This is a genomic window from Niallia sp. FSL M8-0099 (assembly GCF_038006945.1).
Taxonomy (GTDB): domain Bacteria; phylum Bacillota; class Bacilli; order Bacillales; family Cytobacillaceae; genus Niallia; species Niallia circulans.
On the sequence record NZ_JBBOWF010000001.1, the window covers coordinates 1,783,387 to 1,801,167 of the forward strand.

The 17,781-nt window shown below is 32.8% G+C and carries 18 protein-coding genes and 1 pseudogene; 14 read left to right on the top strand and 5 right to left on the bottom strand.

Translation table 11 applies throughout. The features are described from left to right. The first annotated feature begins 271 nt into the window (after positions 1-271). The 4 genes from NSQ92_RS08470 (at position 272) to NSQ92_RS08485 (ending at position 4,311) form a co-directional block, all read left to right on the top strand. Positions 272-1,486 carry a HAMP domain-containing sensor histidine kinase gene (locus tag NSQ92_RS08470; RefSeq protein ID WP_341152567.1) on the top strand — a complete coding sequence of 405 codons (1,215 nt, stop codon included), beginning with the start codon at positions 272-274 and terminating at the stop codon, positions 1,484-1,486. A gap of 266 nt (positions 1,487-1,752) precedes the next feature. Continuing rightward, on the top strand, positions 1,753-2,208 hold the full coding sequence (locus NSQ92_RS08475) for an NUDIX hydrolase (RefSeq protein ID WP_336045544.1): 456 nt from the start codon (positions 1,753-1,755) through the stop codon (positions 2,206-2,208). A gap of 357 nt (positions 2,209-2,565) precedes the next feature. Then, a complete protein-coding gene (locus NSQ92_RS08480) occupies positions 2,566-3,168 on the top strand; it encodes a hypothetical protein (RefSeq protein WP_341152568.1) in 603 nt (200 codons plus the stop codon). Between the two features lie 414 nt (positions 3,169-3,582). Continuing rightward, the gene (locus tag NSQ92_RS08485; RefSeq protein ID WP_161798421.1) at positions 3,583-4,311 is read left to right on the top strand and encodes a DUF2268 domain-containing putative Zn-dependent protease; all 729 of its coding nucleotides are present in this window, start codon (positions 3,583-3,585) and stop codon (positions 4,309-4,311) included. Between the two features lie 91 nt (positions 4,312-4,402). Here the strand turns inward: NSQ92_RS08485 and NSQ92_RS08490 are convergent, their stop codons facing one another. Further along, positions 4,403-4,699, bottom strand: a complete 297-nt coding sequence (locus NSQ92_RS08490; protein ID WP_341152569.1) for a hypothetical protein — start codon at positions 4,697-4,699, stop codon at positions 4,403-4,405. Positions 4,700-5,264: 565 nt separating this feature from the next. Between NSQ92_RS08490 and NSQ92_RS08495 the strand changes: the two genes are divergently transcribed. Both NSQ92_RS08495 and NSQ92_RS08500 read left to right on the top strand, forming a co-directional pair. Beyond that, on the top strand, positions 5,265-5,933 hold the full coding sequence (locus tag NSQ92_RS08495) for an HAD family hydrolase (protein ID WP_144545940.1): 669 nt from the start codon (positions 5,265-5,267) through the stop codon (positions 5,931-5,933). A gap of 228 nt (positions 5,934-6,161) precedes the next feature. Then, complete coding sequence (locus NSQ92_RS08500; RefSeq protein WP_047944939.1) at positions 6,162-6,716, top strand: 5' nucleotidase, NT5C type; 555 nt, start codon at positions 6,162-6,164, stop codon at positions 6,714-6,716. A gap of 46 nt (positions 6,717-6,762) precedes the next feature. Here the strand turns inward: NSQ92_RS08500 and NSQ92_RS08505 are convergent, their stop codons facing one another. The 3 genes and pseudogenes from NSQ92_RS08505 to NSQ92_RS08515 form a co-directional block, all read right to left on the bottom strand. Next, complete coding sequence (locus tag NSQ92_RS08505; protein WP_061800431.1) at positions 6,763-7,341, bottom strand: hypothetical protein; 579 nt, start codon at positions 7,339-7,341, stop codon at positions 6,763-6,765. Between the two features lie 37 nt (positions 7,342-7,378). Continuing rightward, positions 7,379-7,765, bottom strand: coding sequence for a UPF0715 family protein (locus tag NSQ92_RS08510; RefSeq protein ID WP_144581356.1), 387 nt, complete (start codon positions 7,763-7,765; stop codon positions 7,379-7,381). Beyond that, positions 7,756-8,596: pseudogene (locus NSQ92_RS08515) on the bottom strand (alpha/beta fold hydrolase). Before NSQ92_RS08515 ends, NSQ92_RS08510 begins: the two are co-directional and overlap by 10 nt. 428 nt (positions 8,597-9,024) lie before the next feature. Here NSQ92_RS08515 and NSQ92_RS08520 point away from each other — a divergent pair. The 8 genes from NSQ92_RS08520 (at position 9,025) to NSQ92_RS08555 (ending at position 16,386) form a co-directional block, all read left to right on the top strand. Beyond that, complete coding sequence (locus tag NSQ92_RS08520) at positions 9,025-9,315, top strand: hypothetical protein (RefSeq protein WP_047944934.1); 291 nt, start codon at positions 9,025-9,027, stop codon at positions 9,313-9,315. Between the two features lie 81 nt (positions 9,316-9,396). Next, positions 9,397-11,019 (top strand): putative polysaccharide biosynthesis protein, encoded by a 1,623-nt coding sequence (locus NSQ92_RS08525; RefSeq protein ID WP_341152570.1) that lies wholly within the window; start codon positions 9,397-9,399, stop codon positions 11,017-11,019. Positions 11,020-11,977: 958 nt separating this feature from the next. Next, a complete protein-coding gene (locus NSQ92_RS08530) occupies positions 11,978-13,012 on the top strand; it encodes a DUF2332 domain-containing protein (protein ID WP_341152571.1) in 1,035 nt (344 codons plus the stop codon). A 109-nt stretch (positions 13,013-13,121) separates the two neighbouring features. Next, positions 13,122-13,433: a hypothetical protein gene (locus NSQ92_RS08535; protein WP_217275696.1), complete on the top strand. Its 312-nt coding sequence runs from the start codon at positions 13,122-13,124 to the stop codon at positions 13,431-13,433. Positions 13,434-13,594: 161 nt separating this feature from the next. After that, positions 13,595-14,413, top strand: a complete 819-nt coding sequence (locus NSQ92_RS08540) for a lipid II flippase Amj family protein (RefSeq protein ID WP_047944730.1) — start codon at positions 13,595-13,597, stop codon at positions 14,411-14,413. Between the two features lie 129 nt (positions 14,414-14,542). Then, positions 14,543-15,004, top strand: coding sequence for a GNAT family N-acetyltransferase (locus NSQ92_RS08545; RefSeq protein ID WP_047944731.1), 462 nt, complete (start codon positions 14,543-14,545; stop codon positions 15,002-15,004). A gap of 21 nt (positions 15,005-15,025) precedes the next feature. Next, on the top strand, positions 15,026-15,544 hold the full coding sequence (locus NSQ92_RS08550; RefSeq protein ID WP_341152572.1) for a GNAT family N-acetyltransferase: 519 nt from the start codon (positions 15,026-15,028) through the stop codon (positions 15,542-15,544). A 74-nt stretch (positions 15,545-15,618) separates the two neighbouring features. Then, positions 15,619-16,386 carry a GNAT family N-acetyltransferase gene (locus NSQ92_RS08555; protein ID WP_047944759.1) on the top strand — a complete coding sequence of 256 codons (768 nt, stop codon included), beginning with the start codon at positions 15,619-15,621 and terminating at the stop codon, positions 16,384-16,386. Positions 16,387-16,562: 176 nt separating this feature from the next. Here NSQ92_RS08555 and NSQ92_RS08560 read toward each other — a convergent pair whose 3' ends face one another. After that, positions 16,563-17,579: a DUF3231 family protein gene (locus NSQ92_RS08560; RefSeq protein WP_341152573.1), complete on the bottom strand. Its 1,017-nt coding sequence runs from the start codon at positions 17,577-17,579 to the stop codon at positions 16,563-16,565. Positions 17,580-17,781 lie beyond the last annotated feature (202 nt).

The following is a 17,781-nucleotide window of genomic DNA, read 5'->3' on the forward strand; positions in this document are numbered from 1 at the left end:
TTAAATAAATGATAATCACGGCAATAATATAGAATTAACAAAAAGGAATAGTCAGATTAGACTACAAAAAGTTGGAACAATAAGGTAAAATAGACTTTTACATAGTAGTGAGTATAAAAAGCTTGCCCTTCGTTTGACAAGAAATTGAACGTCTTAGTGAATAAAGATTACAAATTGTGTACTATAAAAACTTCAGTTATGATTATGATGTACCATTTTTCAGGAGCATTTAAATAACCTACAATTTAATATTAATGTGAGGACTGTTTTAATGATTGACAATGAATTTTTACCTAGTATAAAGCTTTATCGTATGATTATTGGCTTATTCATCATATTAATGAGCGCAGGGATAGTGATAGTTTACATAGAGGATGATCAAATTATTTCGATGTCTTTAATCTTGCAATGTTTATTCGTTGTAAGTATTTCTATTCTACTAGTCATTTTTCCCAAAAAAGATACATTAAATTTTAGAGCAACGATTATTTTTTTGATGTCTGCCTACTTTTTCTTTATGTATTTACGGTTTCCTGACAGATTTGCTTTGATATTGCTGATTTGTTTTATCCCAGTTATTCCTGTCTTATTTTTACATATAAGATTATTTTATATTACATTGTTAGGGAACATTACTATTATGTTATGCGTAATTATTTATTTGATGATGAATAATACCCCTGGCATACATAGTTATAGCTATTTGGATTTTATAGGAGTTATCACTAATTTCTTGGGGACACAGCTTTTGCTGCTATTTCTTTTCCTGCTTTTTCAAAAAAGAATGAAGGATCAAGAGCTATATTATGTTCAAGTTAAGCAAGCTGAAAAGCTGCGGACAACTGGACAGCTTGCGGCAGCTGTTGCACATGAAATTCGCAATCCTATTACGGTAGTAAAAGGATTTATCCAGCTTCATGAAAAGGATAAGGAAATACCTGAACATATAAAAAAACAATATAAGCTGATGTTAGATGAGCTAGAAGCAGCTGAGACAGTTATTTCAGATTTTTTATCATTAGCTAAACCAAGCGAAACGAAGACAGAGATTATTTCCGTTAAACTAGCTCTTCATACAGTTATGGACTTACTGAATTCATATGCAATGAATGATACGATACATATTGAATTAGAAAGTGAAACAGACTATAAGATTCAATGTAATATCATGGAATTTAAACAACTATTCGTAAATTTATTGAAAAATGCGATTGAAGCCTCCCAGCCTGGTGATACCATCCATGTAAAATTAATAGGGGAATTAGACGAATTAAAAATTGTAATTATCGATAACGGTACAGGGATGAACGAAGAACAATTAGAGCAGATAGGAACGCCTTTCTATTCCTTAAAAGCGAAAGGAACTGGGCTTGGTTTAATGATTTGCTATAATATTATCGAAAAGTATGATGGAACCATTCATTTTAAGAGTGAGGAAGGAAAAGGAACAGAAGTTACCGTTACTTTTCCTATTGTACAGAAATAATACTCGCTTATATTTTACATTTATAGTACATCACTAAGTATTCTACCAGGAAGTCATTAATCATTGTTGAAACACAATGATTAATGGCTTTTGTTTTTATGAAATAAATAACTAGGCTCAAAAAGAAAGCTATCTAAATAATTTGAATCCTAAAACTTCTTGGGAAACTATTATTATCCTTTTCCTATTTATATAGACTCGTAGTTCGTATTTTTAGAAAAATCTGTTAAAATTATTTAAAAGAAAAAGGTTGAGAGGATAGGAAAATGGCAAAAACATCAGGTTGCTTTACGATAGTAATAAATGACAAGGGACAAGTCTTATTGACGAAACGGAAGGATGTTCCAATTTGGGATTTGCCTGGAGGTAGATGGGAAAAGGACGAAACATTAGAAGACTGTGCCATTCGAGAAACAGAAGAAGAAACTGGATACATTATTCAAATTAAACGGAAAATCGGGGAATATTTCCAACCGCAATTCAATGATATGCAGTATTTATTCTTGGGGGAAGTGAAAGGAGGAAATCTAATAGAAGAAGGACCAGAAACAGAAAAAGTTGCATGGGTAAATATACATCATTTACCATTAAATATGGTTCCTAATAGAAGAAAACAAATTAAAAACTATTTACAGAATAAGAATCACGTTGTAAAACAATCAATAACTGTGTCTCCTATTATAAGAACCCTTTTAAAAGGGTATTTGAAATTATTTAGATAATTATTAACACCAATTAAAATAAAGCAGCTGCTTCTAGGTTTTATTCCACATGCTAGATTAATGGAGATTGTAAATTGTGGCCATTGACTTATTATAAAGAATCCTGCTGAACTTAATAGAATTGCTGCAGAATTTTAGGTGATTCTATAGTTCTCTCTTATAATTTCTAGGACAAATTATTCTTATTCTATTCTCCCATCTTTGGGTTATATAATTCGGTTGCTTTTTGCTAACAAAAAAATAAAAAAAATGAAAGACTAATAAAATTGACACTATAAGTGATTTGTTATTCAATTTAAAATATTTCCTATAATGTGTTATATTGGAAATAAAAACGTGAGTATAGGAGAGTACAAAATGACACTTGAATCCTATGGTAACTATTATGATAAACGTGTGGAGTCAATTGATGAAAAAATATGTGAATTAATAAGTCAAAGAAAAATAATATCAAGTGATCCTGGAGATCCAACTTCGCAGCATATTGCTATTTGGTCTAAAAAATATAATTTGAATGGGGATTTTTTAAATGATGTTTTTAGCCACTTACCAAGAGAGGATATGTATAAACCAATAGAAGTACCTAAAGGATTTCTGAAAAATAAACCAGTTTTAAAATCGTATGAAGATAATAACGTTTTCTATTCAGTACCATTTATTCGTCAATATGAAAATGCCAGTGTAGTTCACTTGAATATTGATAAGGACGTCTCCGAAGAGAAGCCTGGAGATATGCACCATTTTATATTTATAGAACTTTCCATCGATGGCACTCATATTGATTACGACTGTCGAAACGATCATGGTGGAGCTTCCGGTGGGCATATATCATTTGAATTCATTGTAACACCGCCCTTACCTGATAATATGTCAAACATTAAATTAATATTCAAGGAATACAATGAGCCTCTCAAAAGAAAGCCAACTGGTCTTGAATTCGTTTTTACATTGGACAAATAGTTTTACTCCTATATAAGTATCTAACTGCTTAGTAGTATATTCTATCAAAATAAGTAGAGGAGGGTTTAAAAAATTATCTTCTATTTCTCTTCTCGGTAGTCCTTTCTATTTTCTTCTCCTTTTCTATGAAGAATTATTAGAATGTTCGGGAACTTTTACGTGCTTAGAACGTATAAATTATGAAAAATCTATGGGAGGCAAGGTGTAACTTTGCGGGGAATTAAATATTATTTGATGTTTACTATTTTCTTATTATCGTCATGTCAACAAAATGAGATAGTAGAACAAGAAAAAAAGGTAAAAGAAGGACTTACATACTCATTTCAACATCCTGAAACTGGTCAATCGTACCATATAATTCACGTATATAAACTATATGAGAACTTCGAAAAAAGAATAAAAGAGGATGTAAATATGTCAGAAAGTCAGGTGTTTGAAGAGGAAGTAATTAATCCTATTTATGAGGCATGTTATCAGGATGCAGAGTATTTCACAGAGACTGTTAAAGCACCAGAAAATAGAGAAGAAGTTAATAATATCATTCAAACAATGGATGTGAAGGCTATAAATTCAGCCATTGAGGAAAGTTTAATAAAATCTTCTAATTATATACCATCAAATCAAAAAACGAATATATGTATTTATCCTACAGAGGCAACTAAGAGTACAACTTTAATGTTTACAGAGGGAGCAGGAAAAATCAGTGTATTATACAATGAACTTTTTAATGAGGAAACTCTTAAAGCAGGAATTGCTCACGAATATCATCATAGTGTGTGGACGGAAATGTACTTTAATAATTCTCACTCTCATACCGTATTGGATAACTTAATTCTTGAAGGGAAAGCAGTAATATTTGAAAAGCTTGTATATCCAGATATTTCTCTAACTACTATTAATTACAATTTTAATAAGGATGATTGGAATCAAATTGAACCAGATTTATTCCAAGAAGATCCCTACAGGGCAGCAGAAATAATATCGGGCGGGAATGGATTGCCTTATAATTATGGTTACAATGTGGGTTATCAAATGATGAGATCCTATTTAGATTTACATCCAGATTTAACACCCCAAGAATGGACAGCTCTTGGCGCAAGAGAAATTTATGAAGAAGGAAAATACAACGAACATTATCAATAATGGAAGTTACATATCGAACTAATCCCTTTTACTCTAATACAAAACATTCTCCAGCAAAACAGTGTAAGAGATGGGAAAATTTGAATTTTAACTAATTATATTTGTTAAAATCAAGGTATTTATATAAATGTTCCTCCTCTTCATTAGGATTGGGGGAAGCTTGTCTAATTTCCTTATCAATACGTATATATTCATATTTTTGGTTCGGTTCATCTCTAAAAGTCACAAAAGTGGTAAAGTGATAGCTTGCTTTTGTCAAGGTAGTATCAATTTCTAGTATGTCCTCTTCTTGATATTTTTGATAGTTGATATATCCTAATAGAGCAAAAGGGCATAGTATCATTAACCAAGTCACGGTTGTAAAGAAAATAAGCGCTTTTTTCTTCAAGTGTTTGCTCCTCCTTTTAAAGGATTTATCGATAACTAATAAACATTGTTTATGATACGATTTTTTTCTTCTCTAAATCGTCTTATTAATTCATCCATAAGCAAGAACATAATAGATATACTTAAGGAGTAAATAGTGAAAATCCAAAGAAAAAAGAAAGGTAGAAAACCAAAGAAAACATATAATATAAAGCTAAATGCGAGCCTGCCTTGAGGAAGTTTGCTTGTTATTTTCTCTATTAAGATGGAGATCGGAAGGCCATATAGAAGTAAACCTAAGCTGAAAAAGAGAGTATAGCTTATAAGATTTTCTTTTAAATCAATATCTTGATTAACCGGTTCAGTAAAAAATAGGTCTAATGGAAGAAAAACAGTAATACAAAAGTGGATAAAAATAAAGTCAGAATAGCTGATACTACTTTTCTTTTAAGCATGTTGTCTTCCTCCAATCTCTTCACTTTCTTTATTTTAACAAATAATGTAATTGAAAAGGAGAATCGTTTAAAAAAATGAATTTAGTACAGAGAAAAAATTTTAACATTAGGGAGGGGGATCGACAATTAACCATGATTAAAGCGATTATATTTGATTTAGATGGTACCTTATTAAATAGAGATGCATCAATAGAAATGTTTGTGGATTGTCAATATGATAGATTAAATATAGAGCTTGGCCATATTCCCAAAGATACATATATAAAGAGATTTATTGAATTGGATCAACGCGGCTATGTTTGGAAGGATAAGGTATATCAACAATTAGCAGCTGAATTTGAGGTTAAGGAGATAACATGGGAAGAGCTCTTACAAGATTATCTTAGCCAATTTAAAAATCACTGCATGCCTTTTCCCAATCTTAAGAAGATGTTGGAGGGATTAAAGAGCCAGAATCTTCTTTTAGGAATGATAACCAATGGCTTTGGACAATTTCAAATGGATAATTTGAAGTCTTTGCAGATAGAAAAATATTTTGATGTCATTTTGGTTTCCGAATGGGAAGGGATAAAAAAGCCGGATCCTAGGATATTTAATAAAGCTTTAAACATACTGAATGTGCAGGCAAACGAAGCTATATTTGTAGGAGACCATCCAGAAAATGATGTGCTTGCTGCGAAAAAAGTAGGGATGAAAGGGATTTGGAAGAAGGATTTGCATTGGAGAAATGCCGAAGCAGATTTAATTGTAGATGATTTAGGAGAATTGCCTTTCATTATAGAAAAGTTAATGAAAGAATAGAACCACGCTAAATGGAATGATATTTTAAGTCGAGAAGCGTATAAGTTATAAAAGGGATGAAGCGAGACAAGGAAGAGAAATTAAAAAAACAGAAAATGGTCCAAGAACTATATAGAGAAAGAGTAAAAGTTCCGCGTTTTTTGGGGGTTTAGTGCTAAAAATAAAGCAATATATACTAGGTGTTCTAAAAAATATTTTAAGAGAAAGACATAAAAAGCGAGGGGCTATATGAACCATATTGGAATAGATTTTGATGATACACTTGTTGATATGAGAAAATCGATTGTAAAACTTTTAAATAAAATACATAACAAAAATTTGGATTACGAAGAAATGGTAGAGTACGGAGTTTCGGATTTATATGGATATTCCTTTGAAGCATTTGTAGATTTTTTTACAAACAATCAAAAGGAACTGCATTCAGCTAAACCATATCCATTTTTAATTGATGTACTTAGTGAACTAAGCAAAACTTCAAAACTATCAATCATGACGGGCAGGTCAAAAGCTTGGATGAATTCAGCGGAACTTTGGGTTGTTAAAAATAAGTTGCCCATAGATGATATAGTATGCGCTTCAGAATATATAAATGGTAAGCCTGAATGTGCTTTAATTCATAATGTCACTCTATTTATTGAAGACAACCCTGCCCATGCATTTTCTATTGCAAATAGTGGAATAGATGTATTGCTACTTGATAAGCCATACAATCAAATGTGTAAGCACGAACGAATAACGAGAGTGAAGGACTGGGAAGAAGTAGGTAGTTTGTTATTAAGTTAAGGCTTCTATAAATGAAAAATAACTTTGAATCCATTATAGAAGCTAATTAATCTACACAAATCTTAATTCGAGCAACGGCCTCTTTATAATGAAGTATACAATCATTTATTGATAATACAGCGAAATAGGAAAAAGCGGTTAAATCTTCTATTATAGAATTATCATAAATAAAGTTAATATGTAATGGTTTTTTGGGGATGATTTTTTCTTCTAATAGTTTAGTTGAAACATCATGATAGATATGCTCTATTGTTTCGCCCATAGCCCTTTCAATGGAAAATCCACCTGCTAGACTTGTCCACCAAGTGAAAAAGGAATCATATATTTGATTAAAAGCAGTTAGATTATCGACAGTAACATCACACAATTCATGATAAAATAAGTGTTTTTCATTATAGAAAATATCCTGGTCAATATCTCTATTCTCAGAAATACTTTTCGTTATCTTAGTCCATAAGCCGCGATACTGTAATAAAAAATCCTTTCGAAACTCACAAGTTGTTAGGAGATAGGGGAATTTCCAATTATCCTTATTTTTATTTTGGTTGAGAAAGATATTTTGAACATAAACCAAAAAATTTAATGAATAAGAAGCTTCTGCTATTATTTGTAATGAGTTTTTCATCGGTTTCCTCCTTATTTCTTACACCAGATTTCAATATTTATTCCGCTTTTTTCTGAAGTAACAGAGAATCAACTATCCAAAAAAGAGATGCACACAAAATAAATAGAAAATAAAAGATGGAAGAATGGAAAGGATCTTTCATATCAAAAAACATGGCAACAATCCATGTGACAACCCCAGAAAAAATATTATAGATCGCGAGGTAGAGAATACTAAATTTCTTTGGTCTTTGATTTAGCAAAATTTGCAGCGGCGACGCGATAACCAAATAAAAGCAAAAGAAAATAAAACTAAATATTAGTATTCCCAACAAACTAAAATAAGAAGAACTAATAAGGTAAATCGTACTAACGCAAATAGCGGAGATCAGAGAAGTAAGCAACGAGCGAGCGATCATATCAATATCTATCTTCTTTAATTGCATGAAATTCCCCCCATAAATGCATCTATTTCATCCTTAAATCGTGAAGCTTCTTCTAGAAACGGATAATGATTGCTTTGATTAAATATCAATAATTTCGAATGAGGAATGCACTCATTCATTTCAAGCGAATAGGAAAGAGGGCACTGAACATCGAATTTTCCACATATGATTAATGTTGGAGTTGAAATCAGCTTAAGCTTCCTAGTAACATCAAAAAGTTGCACTTCCCGGCTAAAATAGTTCAGTCTAATCGAGGATATTTTCTTTTGAATGGGAAGGGAAAAATACTCTCCATAGTTTTCAGGAGTATATAAGGATAACTTTGTTCGTTCTTTCGTAATTCTCATCTTTTCTGTAATTGATAAATCAGATTGTTTTATCTTTTCCATCAAATCTTGCATTTTCTTAAAGGATGGATGTTTATCATTGTATATACAGTCAGGATTCTCTTGCAGCAGCTCCTACTAAAACAAGTTTTCTCAAACTGTTAGAGCAATATATCCCATAAATAACTCCTAGAATACCCCCAGTGGAATGTCCTGCCAAGTTCCATTTTTTAAATCCTAATGCTTCCCGTATTGCTTCTAAGTCGAAGATAGACTCTAGTAACCCTAGTTCATACGGTTGAGTAGCCTTATCGGAGCTACCTGCTTCTCTGAGATTAACAAGAAATACTTCATGCGTATCGACAAAGGATTCTGCAAAATAATCTCCTGTCTCATTAAATTCTGCATAGTGATGGGTTATACAAAGAGGTTCACCTTGCCCTTTAATAAAAATTTCGAATTTTCCCCTAGAGGTATTTAATAGTTTTCTAGCCCATTTATTCATATATACTCCCTTCAAATGCAATAAGTTAATCTCTTGTTATGTATGAGGATATAGAAGATGTACTTATTAATCTGCTAATTTTATAAACTCAGCATCATGCCGGATATTTGTTGAAAGCACTACATAGTTGTTACCATATTTTAGCATCTGGGAGAGAAGTAATAAACAGTTTTCGTAAGACAATCGAAAAATTATATCCTGCAGGTAATATGATAGGATAAAAAAACGAAGCAATTATTAAGCTCAATCTTCTAGACATTTTTTACTTCATAGTTATTGCAGCACCAAGAGGAGTTCTTCTAAGGGCGATTAATTCCATCACTTTTTAAACGCTCTATATCTTATTTAATTTGCATCATATTTTATTACCATATATTGGTCTTTTTTCAATGAGTACTTTATAATCTATTAATAAAGGAGGGGAAAACTTGTCACAAAAAAATAAGAAAGAATTTATATCCCTTATTTTAACATTATTCTTATTCTTAGCCTCAATTGCAGTTTTTCTTTTTGTAAGGGGGTCTAATTTAACTCTGTGGATACCAATATCCTTATATTTATTAATTGACTTAGGTCTACTTGTTTCACTTATTATAGGTATACAATCTAATAATAAAAGCATAAAAATTTTTAGTATTCTATCTAATATTATTTTGATGATTCCAATAACCATTTGGACATATTTTTTGTTGTTGGCAAATGGAATTTCAGAAAAATAAGAATTATAGTGGGGTTAATGCCACTTAAACTTAATTTTAAAGGTTTATTTATTTGAAAAGATATTTAAAAGGATGGATTTAATGGAATCATCAAAACTTCTAAGAGGAACATTTCTTTTAACGCTAGGAACAATTATCTCAAAAGTTCTTGGCATGCTCTATGTTATTCCTTTTTATCATATAGTAGGGGAAAAAGGAAATGCTTTATACTCAATGGCTTATATCCCTTATTCTATTTTTATCAGTATAGCCACTGCTGGCTTGCCATTAGCAGTGGCAAAGTTTGTTTCTAAATATAATTCTCTAGAGGAGTATGCAGTAGGGAGAAAATTATTTAAATCTGGGCTTATTATGATGAGTTGTACTGGAATTGTCGCATTTGTTATTTTATATTTCTTTGCGCCCATTTTAGCAGCAGCTAGCATTCCAGATAACGCCGATGTAAGTGTTCAAGATGGGACAACTGTTATTCGTGCGGTTAGCTTTGGATTACTGATTGTTCCATTTATGAGTTTGATTAGAGGTTTTTTTCAAGGGCATCAATCAATGGGACCTTCGGCAGTTTCTCAAGTAGTTGAGCAGATTGTGCGAGTTATTTTTATGCTTTCTGGTGCCTATATTATATTAAATCTCTTAAAAGGAAGTTTAGTTACTGCTGTCAGTGTAGCAACCTTTGCGGCATTTATAGGGGCAGTTGGAAGTTTAGTAGTCTTATTATGGTATTGGTCCAAAAGAAAACCCCATCTTAATAAGCTTCTTTTAGAAAATAAAGGAGCTATTGATGTTTCCCTTAAGGAAATATACAAAGAGATTATCGTATATGCGATCCCTTTTATTTTTGTAGGTCTTGCAAATCCATTATTCCAGTTTATTGATGAACTTACTTTCAAAGGTGCAATGGAATCTATTGGCTTAAAAGATCAAGTAGTAACTGCATTTGGTGTTTTGACTTTAAATACTCATAAACTTGTCATTATTCCAGTCTCTTTAGCAACTGCTTTTTCATTAACGTTAGTGCCTGCTATTACGAAAGCATATACAGAAAAAGATCATGTCAGTTTAGTTCAACAAGTGAATCAAACAATTCAGATTGTTCTATTCTTTACATTACCTGCTGTTGTAGGTCTTTCGCTGCTTGCCGAACCGGTCTATACCTTATTTTATCATCATAAAGAACTTGGTACAGACATATTAAGAATATATGCTCCGGTAGCTATTCTCTTTTCCCTTTTCTCTATTACAGCAGCGGTCCTTCAAGGAATAAATAAGCAAAAATATACTATTATAAGTTTGTTGGTAGGTTTGATTGTGAAATTATGTCTGAACATACCACTTATCAAAATTTTTGCAACAAGTGGGGCAGTAATAGCAACAAGCATAGGATATTTAGTGGCAATTATTATTAATTTTTATGCAATAAAAAAGTTTGCTGGCTATTCTTTAAAATTAGTAATCAATAGAGTACTGCAAATCGGATTCTTTACACTCGTTATGTTTATTGGAACACTAATTACCTATATGCTATTAACTTTATTTTTATCAACTCAAGCTAAGTTAGACGCATGTATTATAGTGATTGTTTGTATGGTTGTGGGAATAAGTATTTATTTTTGTCTAAGTGTTAAGTCTAATTTAATTATTCATCTCTTTGGGGAACGAGCAATACGAGTAATAAAGAAGTTGAATATCAATAAATCTTTTTAATTGGTGGCGATAAGCAGTCTACTATGCTTTATTTCTATTTAATATGAGAATTCTAGATATTTGGAGTTGAAATTATAATGGGGAGTTATGTTGAATAAATTAATAGGCTCTCAATTAAATAGAGAAGTATATAATATCAGCCATAATATGAAGGGAATCAGCTGAATAACGAAATTATCAGCCAAAATAAGAGGGAAATCAGCCAAACTAGGAAATTATCAGCCAAAGTAAGAGGAGAATCAGCCAAACGCCGAAATTATCAGCCAAAGTATGAAAGAAATCAGCCAAACTAGGAAATTATCAGCCAAAGTAAGAGGAAAATCAGCCAAACTAGGAAATTATCAGCCAAAGTAAGAGGAGAATCAGCCAAACTAGGAAATTATCAGCCAAAGTAAGAGGGGAATCAGCCAAACTAGGAAATTATCAGCCAAAGTAAGAGGAGAATCAGCCAAACTGGGAAATTATCAGCCGAAGTAAGAGGGAAATCAGCCAAACTAGGAAATTATCAGCCAAAGTAAAAGGAGAATCAGCCAAACGCCGAAATTATCAGCCAAAGTAAGAGGAGAATCAGCCAAACTAGGAAATTATCAGCCAAAGTAAGAGGAGAATCAGCCCAATTGGGAAATTATCAGCCAAAGTAAGAGGGAAATCAGCCAAACGCCGAAATTATCAGCCAAAGTAAAAGGAGAATCAGCCAAACTAGGAAATTATCAGCCAAAGTAAGAGGGAAATCAGCCAAACGCCGAAATTATCAGCCAAAGTATGAAGGAAATCAGCCAAACGCCGAAATTATCAGCCAAAGTAAGAGGGAAATCAGCCAAACACCGAATTTATCAGCCAAAGCAAGGTGGAAATCAGCCAAACTACATATAATAAGTAGAGAAAATTTTTAAGCATTTAAGCACATACAGCATTAAACAGGGGAGAGTACAATTCATATGAGGGGATGATTAGGAGAATGCAAACTAATGAAATGCTGACTCAAACATTTTTAACCTTTGCAGAAAAGGAATGTAAGGGATCAAGCTTCATTTACGAACTTTTGTCAAAACAAATTGCAATGGATAAAACGCTTCTTAATATTGCTAAATGTGCTAGAGAGGGGCAGCCTGTCCCAAATCTATTATTTGGTGCAGTTCACTACCTACTGTTAAAGGGGACCAATCACTCGCTAAAAGATTATTACCCTAGTATCACAGAGAATCCCAAAACAGCTAAGGCTGCGTTTCCTATTTTTAAAGATTTCTGCCTCAAATATCAAAAGGAGATTATATGGATTCTCCAAACGAAGTTAGTCCAAACGAATGAGGTGAGAAGATGTTCTTACCTTTATCCTGCTTTTTGTATGATATATAATCTAGCAAAGAAACCGCTAGCGTTAATCGAAATAGGCACTAGTGCAGGATTTCAGCTTCAGTGGGATAAGTATGCCTATTCATACGGTAAAGAATGGTATGGAAATTCAGAGTCAGAACTGCCAATTACTGCGACTGTAATAGGAGAAAATATGCCATTCTTATTGAAAACTTCTCCTCCTGTTACGGCAAGGATTGGTTTTGATTTACATACGATAGATTTACATGACAAAGACGAAGAATTATGGCTAAAAGCATTGATATGGCCAGAACATAGAGAGAGATTATTCTTATTTGAAAAAGCGGCAGATTACAGAAGAGAAGGTGCTTTGAACGTAGTGAGCGGTGATGGAGTAAGCATGCTGCCATATTATGCCGAAACTATTCCAGAGGGCAGTGCCATTTGCATCTTTCATACCCATGTAGCGAATCAAATACCAAGAGAAGGGAAGGAGCTTCTGTTACAAAGCGTGGAAGAAATCGGGAAGCACAGAGAAGTATTTCATCTTTATAATAATATTCAAGATAGATACTTACACTTAGATTATTATATGGCCGGTAAGAAGAGTGAAAATACCATTGCAGAAACAGACGGACATGGAAGATGGTTTAAATGGTTAAAAAATGATATCAAATAAGGAAGTAATTTAGTTTTAGGATAAAGAGTTATCTATACACTGAATAAAGGAATATACTTCTAGGGCTTTTAAATATGAAAAGTATATAATAAGGAGGCACTAAAATATAATGGGTTTACTGAATATTGGGAGCCTGGTGCTTGGTTTAATTGCTTGGATATTGCCGGCTACAAACTTAATGGGAAATAAAGAGAAAGTTCAGAGAAATGGGCTAATGATTTGTTTTCTTAGCATGAGTGCTTGTGCGATTTCTATCTCTTTTCAGATTATCTATAGCTATTATCTTGTAAAAATGGAGGATTGGAGTGCAATGATGGACACAACAGGTGGGGTAGTGGTTGCGACTGCAGTTCTACTTTCTGTAACAATTATTTTGAACACTGCGAATTATATTGTATATCGTAAAGTTACAGCAAAATAGCCTTTAAAATAAATACATATAAAGAAAAGGACACTTCTATTGGTGTCCTTTTATTGCAATAACAACATCTACTTAATGTAAAATCAACTTTAGTAAATATTTCTAGTTAATTTCAGAAAAAGAGTTATAATGTAGCTAGAATAAAAATTAAAGGAGTTTTTATGGAATTAATAACGTCAAAGGTCATCATTATTTCTATTTTACTATTAGTGATTACAATGGTAGAAACATTGGCCTATTCAACAAGAATATCTGGTACGAGAGTAAGGTTAATTGCTACTGCTATATCGTTATTTAGCACAATGGTTATTGTTTCGCGATTTTCCACTATGTTTCAACAGCCATTAACAGCAAAATTGATAGCAGAAGTTCCCAAAGGGGCAGACAAATTAACTTTTATTGCGGCGCAATATCGAATTTTGATAGGAGTAACATCATTGGGAGTATTATTTGGAATCCTGTTGTTTCCAACATTTATTAATATTTTTTCACGAGCCATTGTTCAATTAGCAAATGAAAGAGGGTCCATGCTAGCTCTTTTTTCTAAATTATTCAAGAAAAACAATTGGAAAAAGCTTGTAAAATGTCTCAAATTACCGAGAATTTCCTATTTTAGAGGAATTACCTTAAACACAGTTCCAAAGCGTTTATTTGTATTAAATGTCATTATTTCAGCTATATTTACGACGGGTGTCATATCCTCCATATATGCTTCCATGTTAGTTCCTGCAAAAGTTTCTCAGGCAGCTTTAATGTCCTCAGGGGTAATAAACGGGATTGCCACCATCATTCTGACCTTATTTATTGATCCAAAGGCGTCTGTGTTAGCCGATCGCGTCATGAAAAAACAAACGGACTACATCTATTTGAAAAGTTACTCATTAACAATGGTTAGTTCTAAATTTATCGGTACCATAGTAGCACAAATAATCTTTTTACCAGCAGCATACTATGTGGCTTGGTTTGCAGAGTGGCTTTAATCTAAAATAGGAGCTGAAAAGTAAATTACTGTCCTTTATATTATAGTCGTTAGGTCTATTAGCTTTTCAAACGACTGGATAAACAATTGAGAACTATCGAAATAGTTTTTTACTAAAGGGGGAAATAAAGTGACGGAGTCATTAGAGTTTAGGTTAGCAGTATTACAAGATTTAGATCAGATTGTAGCTATGCTTGCTGATGATGTTTTAGGCAGTAAGCGAGAGCGTTATGAACAGCCACTACCTGCCAGTTATCTGCAAGCGTTTCAAGCTATTGCAGAAGATCCCAATAATGAATTAGTGGTAGCATGTTTTGGAAATGAAGTAGTTGGGGTTCAACAAATTACATTTACTCCATATATTACCCATCAAGGAGGATGGCGAGCGACTATTGAAGGGGTAAGAACTGCCTCTTCTGTAAGAGGAAAAGGGGTAGGTACTCAACTAATTAACTGGGCAATCGAGCGTGCCAAAGAAAGAGGCTGTCATTTAATTCAGCTTACGACTGACAAACAAAGACCAGATGCCTTGCGTTTTTATGAACGATTAGGCTTTCAAGCAACACATGAAGGGCTGAAAATGAAACTATAGCAAGGAGGGAGGTGCGACAAAATGGTTCGGGTGTTATCAATAGAGAAAGATAACATCATAATAGAACAAATGGAAGAGCTGTATAAAAGTGTATGGAATAAATCTATTAAGGAACCTTTAGTAAGACACATTAAGTATAAAGGATTTAGGGGGAATAGGATAATTTCAGCAGAAGGGAGACTAATAGGGTTTGTATATGGATATATATCTTTACCAGAACAATACTATCATACACTGCTTTCTAATGAGCTCAGTCAGGAAGAATACGATTTTTGGTTGAAAGATTGCTTTGAAGTAGTTGAATTAGTTATTCATCCCTTGCATCGAAAAAGAGGATTTGGAAGTAAATTAATAAGAGATTTGTTGCTTGGTGTAGACAATAAAACAGCTGTATTAACGACACAAGTAACGAATACAGCGGCACAAAGTTTATACACTGGCTTAGGATGGACTGTTATTAAGAATGCATTCATACTGAATAAGACTGAGGATCCTTTTATGATTATGGGGAAAGTATTAGGGAAGAAAAATGGATTATAAGAAGCATTAAGCAATCTGTAGGAGAATGTCTATAGTTGATGAACATTCCATTTAAAAGATACGGAGGAGAGACGATGTTTGAAATCTTGAATGTAAATGCTGAAAACGTGGATGAATACGGATTTTTTTGTATGAGAAGCAAACCAAAATCAAAAGGGTATCAAAATAAACTAGCATGGCTGAAGGAACGGTTTAAAGATGGGTTAAAAGTAAAAATCCTTCTAGAAGACGGTCGACAAAGAGGGTTTATTGAATATATTCCCGGTGAATTTACTTGGCGAGCGATAAATGCCAAGAAATATATGGTGATTCATTGCTTCTGGATCGTTGGCAAGAGCAAAGGAAAGGGCTATGGTAGCAAGCTCTTAGAGGAATGTATAACGGATGCGAGAGAATTACATTTAGATGGTATTACAATAGTCACTAGTAAGAAAAGCTGGTTACCAGACAAAACTATCTTTGAAAAAAAAGGCTTCAATCAAGTGGATAAAAAAGGGGATTTTGAATTAATGGCTTATGCTTTTCAAAATGATCGGAAACCTAGCTTTATTGATTGGCCGCAACTAGCAAACGAATATGATAATGGGATTACGGTGTTCAAATCAAACCAATGTCCGTTCACGCAGGATGCAGTTGATAATTTACAAGCTGCAGCAGATGAGCACGGCTTAAATGTAACAGTACTTGAAATGAACGATAATGAAATGGTACAACATCAGTCTCCAACACCCTTCGGCGTATTTACAGTTATATATAATGGTGAAATTATTACTTATCATCCAGAAACGAAGAATAAATTTCTACAATTAATAGAAAAACAGGATTTGAAAAGGAGTAAGTAAACATTGATGAAAGATATATCTATGTAAATAGATAATATTAGTAAATGCTTGACTCAAAGTATTAAAGAGGAAATGAAATAAAGAGCAATCTTCAAATGGATCTTAAAAATAGAGCAAAGCCTGTGAGACTATGCTCCATATATTTTTTTCCTAACTAGTAAATCTAGCAGTAAGAATTATTCTTTATTATTTGCTAAAGTCTGTCTGTTATCAGCTAACGGAGGTTGCTCTAGCCATCCATACTTTATTAATAATTCACATCCATCTTCGGCGTATAAACCCACTTCAGCCATGAATTTCGTATATTCTGCGGCGATATCTCTCCTTTGAGAAACAGATAAGCCAGCACCATAATAGCCAACTGCAGAAGAAACCAATGTAACAATATGGTATAACATTAATTTATCAGAAAAAGGGGGAACGGTGGAATTTGTTACTTCCGACACCCATGTTTTCGGAGAAGATAAGTCTTCCTTTCTAAGGATAGTATTAAAAGTAGTGAAGTGGTTCAAACAAATTTTTTTACCTCTTTCAAAATATTTTTGAATTTCTTTTGTTTGGCAAACTTGAGCAAATCCTAATTCTAAAACGGTTTTTACTATGTCTTTTTTCATGTTAAAACTCATACCACTTATTTCAATCGCATTTAATGGTCGTTTTTTCCCAAACCATCCAGCTAAATAACTCTGGTCATCGACAAATTTGACTTGCTCTGGTGTATTAATTCTAGCGGTTTTACTATAGAATCCTTTATTTAACATGATGGAAACGATTCGTTTATGTAACTCCATCGTTTCCTTGTTGCATTGAATAAAGTAATCTAACTGGTCATCTCTTGATGATGTAGAAACGGCACCTGCATATCCAGTTAATCCCAGTAAGGTCATAACATGTAAATACGCTATAATAAAAGCGTCAGTAAAGATAGAAGGAGCATTTAAATTAACATCTTCCTCCACTGAAAAACCTTTGGGAATGGGAAAGTTCTCTTTAGTAAAGAAATCAGTAATTTTAGTAATATGGGATTCAGCAAGACTAAGGGAAAAGTTAAGTACTTCTTTAATGTCTTTGTCTTTTGCCTTTTCAATTGAATGGGTAAGAATACATATGGATAAAGAATCATTTATGTATTGAGTCCAAAGGTTCGCTATTTCAGCTGTGGTTAGTTCTACATCATGACTGATTTTCTTCATAAAAACTCCTCCAACAAGTGCATATATCAAATACAATTTTATTTTTTTGATATTATATTAATATTTCATAGTTGCGCCATTTTTATGTAAGAATTAAAAAAATGTTAAAGAAGCGATAAATAGGATAAAGTTAATAGACTGTTCTAGAATTTACCATAATAAATTCTTTTCTTAGAGGATTAACATAAAATTTCCGTGGTAT

Excerpts from the sequence above, each read along its gene's own strand:
- NSQ92_RS08525 (WP_341152570.1), top strand. The coding sequence starts at position 9,397 with ATGGAATCATCAAAACTTCTAAGAGGAACATTTCTTTTAACGCTAGGA.
- NSQ92_RS08500 (WP_047944939.1), top strand. The coding sequence starts at position 6,162 with ATGAACCATATTGGAATAGATTTTGATGATACACTTGTTGATATGAGA.
- NSQ92_RS08480 (WP_341152568.1), top strand. The coding sequence starts at position 2,566 with ATGACACTTGAATCCTATGGTAACTATTATGATAAACGTGTGGAGTCA.
- NSQ92_RS08485 (WP_161798421.1), top strand. The coding sequence starts at position 3,583 with ATGTCAGAAAGTCAGGTGTTTGAAGAGGAAGTAATTAATCCTATTTAT.
- NSQ92_RS08495 (WP_144545940.1), top strand. The coding sequence starts at position 5,265 with ATGATTAAAGCGATTATATTTGATTTAGATGGTACCTTATTAAATAGA.
- NSQ92_RS08530 (WP_341152571.1), top strand. The coding sequence starts at position 11,978 with ATGCAAACTAATGAAATGCTGACTCAAACATTTTTAACCTTTGCAGAA.
- NSQ92_RS08550 (WP_341152572.1), top strand. The coding sequence starts at position 15,026 with ATGGTTCGGGTGTTATCAATAGAGAAAGATAACATCATAATAGAACAA.
- NSQ92_RS08510 (WP_144581356.1), bottom strand. The coding sequence starts at position 7,765 with ATGCAATTAAAGAAGATAGATATTGATATGATCGCTCGCTCGTTGCTT.
- NSQ92_RS08555 (WP_047944759.1), top strand. The coding sequence starts at position 15,619 with ATGTTTGAAATCTTGAATGTAAATGCTGAAAACGTGGATGAATACGGA.
- NSQ92_RS08470 (WP_341152567.1), top strand. The coding sequence starts at position 272 with ATGATTGACAATGAATTTTTACCTAGTATAAAGCTTTATCGTATGATT.
- NSQ92_RS08505 (WP_061800431.1), bottom strand. The coding sequence starts at position 7,341 with ATGAAAAACTCATTACAAATAATAGCAGAAGCTTCTTATTCATTAAAT.
- NSQ92_RS08535 (WP_217275696.1), top strand. The coding sequence starts at position 13,122 with ATGGGTTTACTGAATATTGGGAGCCTGGTGCTTGGTTTAATTGCTTGG.
- NSQ92_RS08540 (WP_047944730.1), top strand. The coding sequence starts at position 13,595 with ATGGAATTAATAACGTCAAAGGTCATCATTATTTCTATTTTACTATTA.
- NSQ92_RS08560 (WP_341152573.1), bottom strand. The coding sequence starts at position 17,579 with ATGAAGAAAATCAGTCATGATGTAGAACTAACCACAGCTGAAATAGCG.
- NSQ92_RS08475 (WP_336045544.1), top strand. The coding sequence starts at position 1,753 with ATGGCAAAAACATCAGGTTGCTTTACGATAGTAATAAATGACAAGGGA.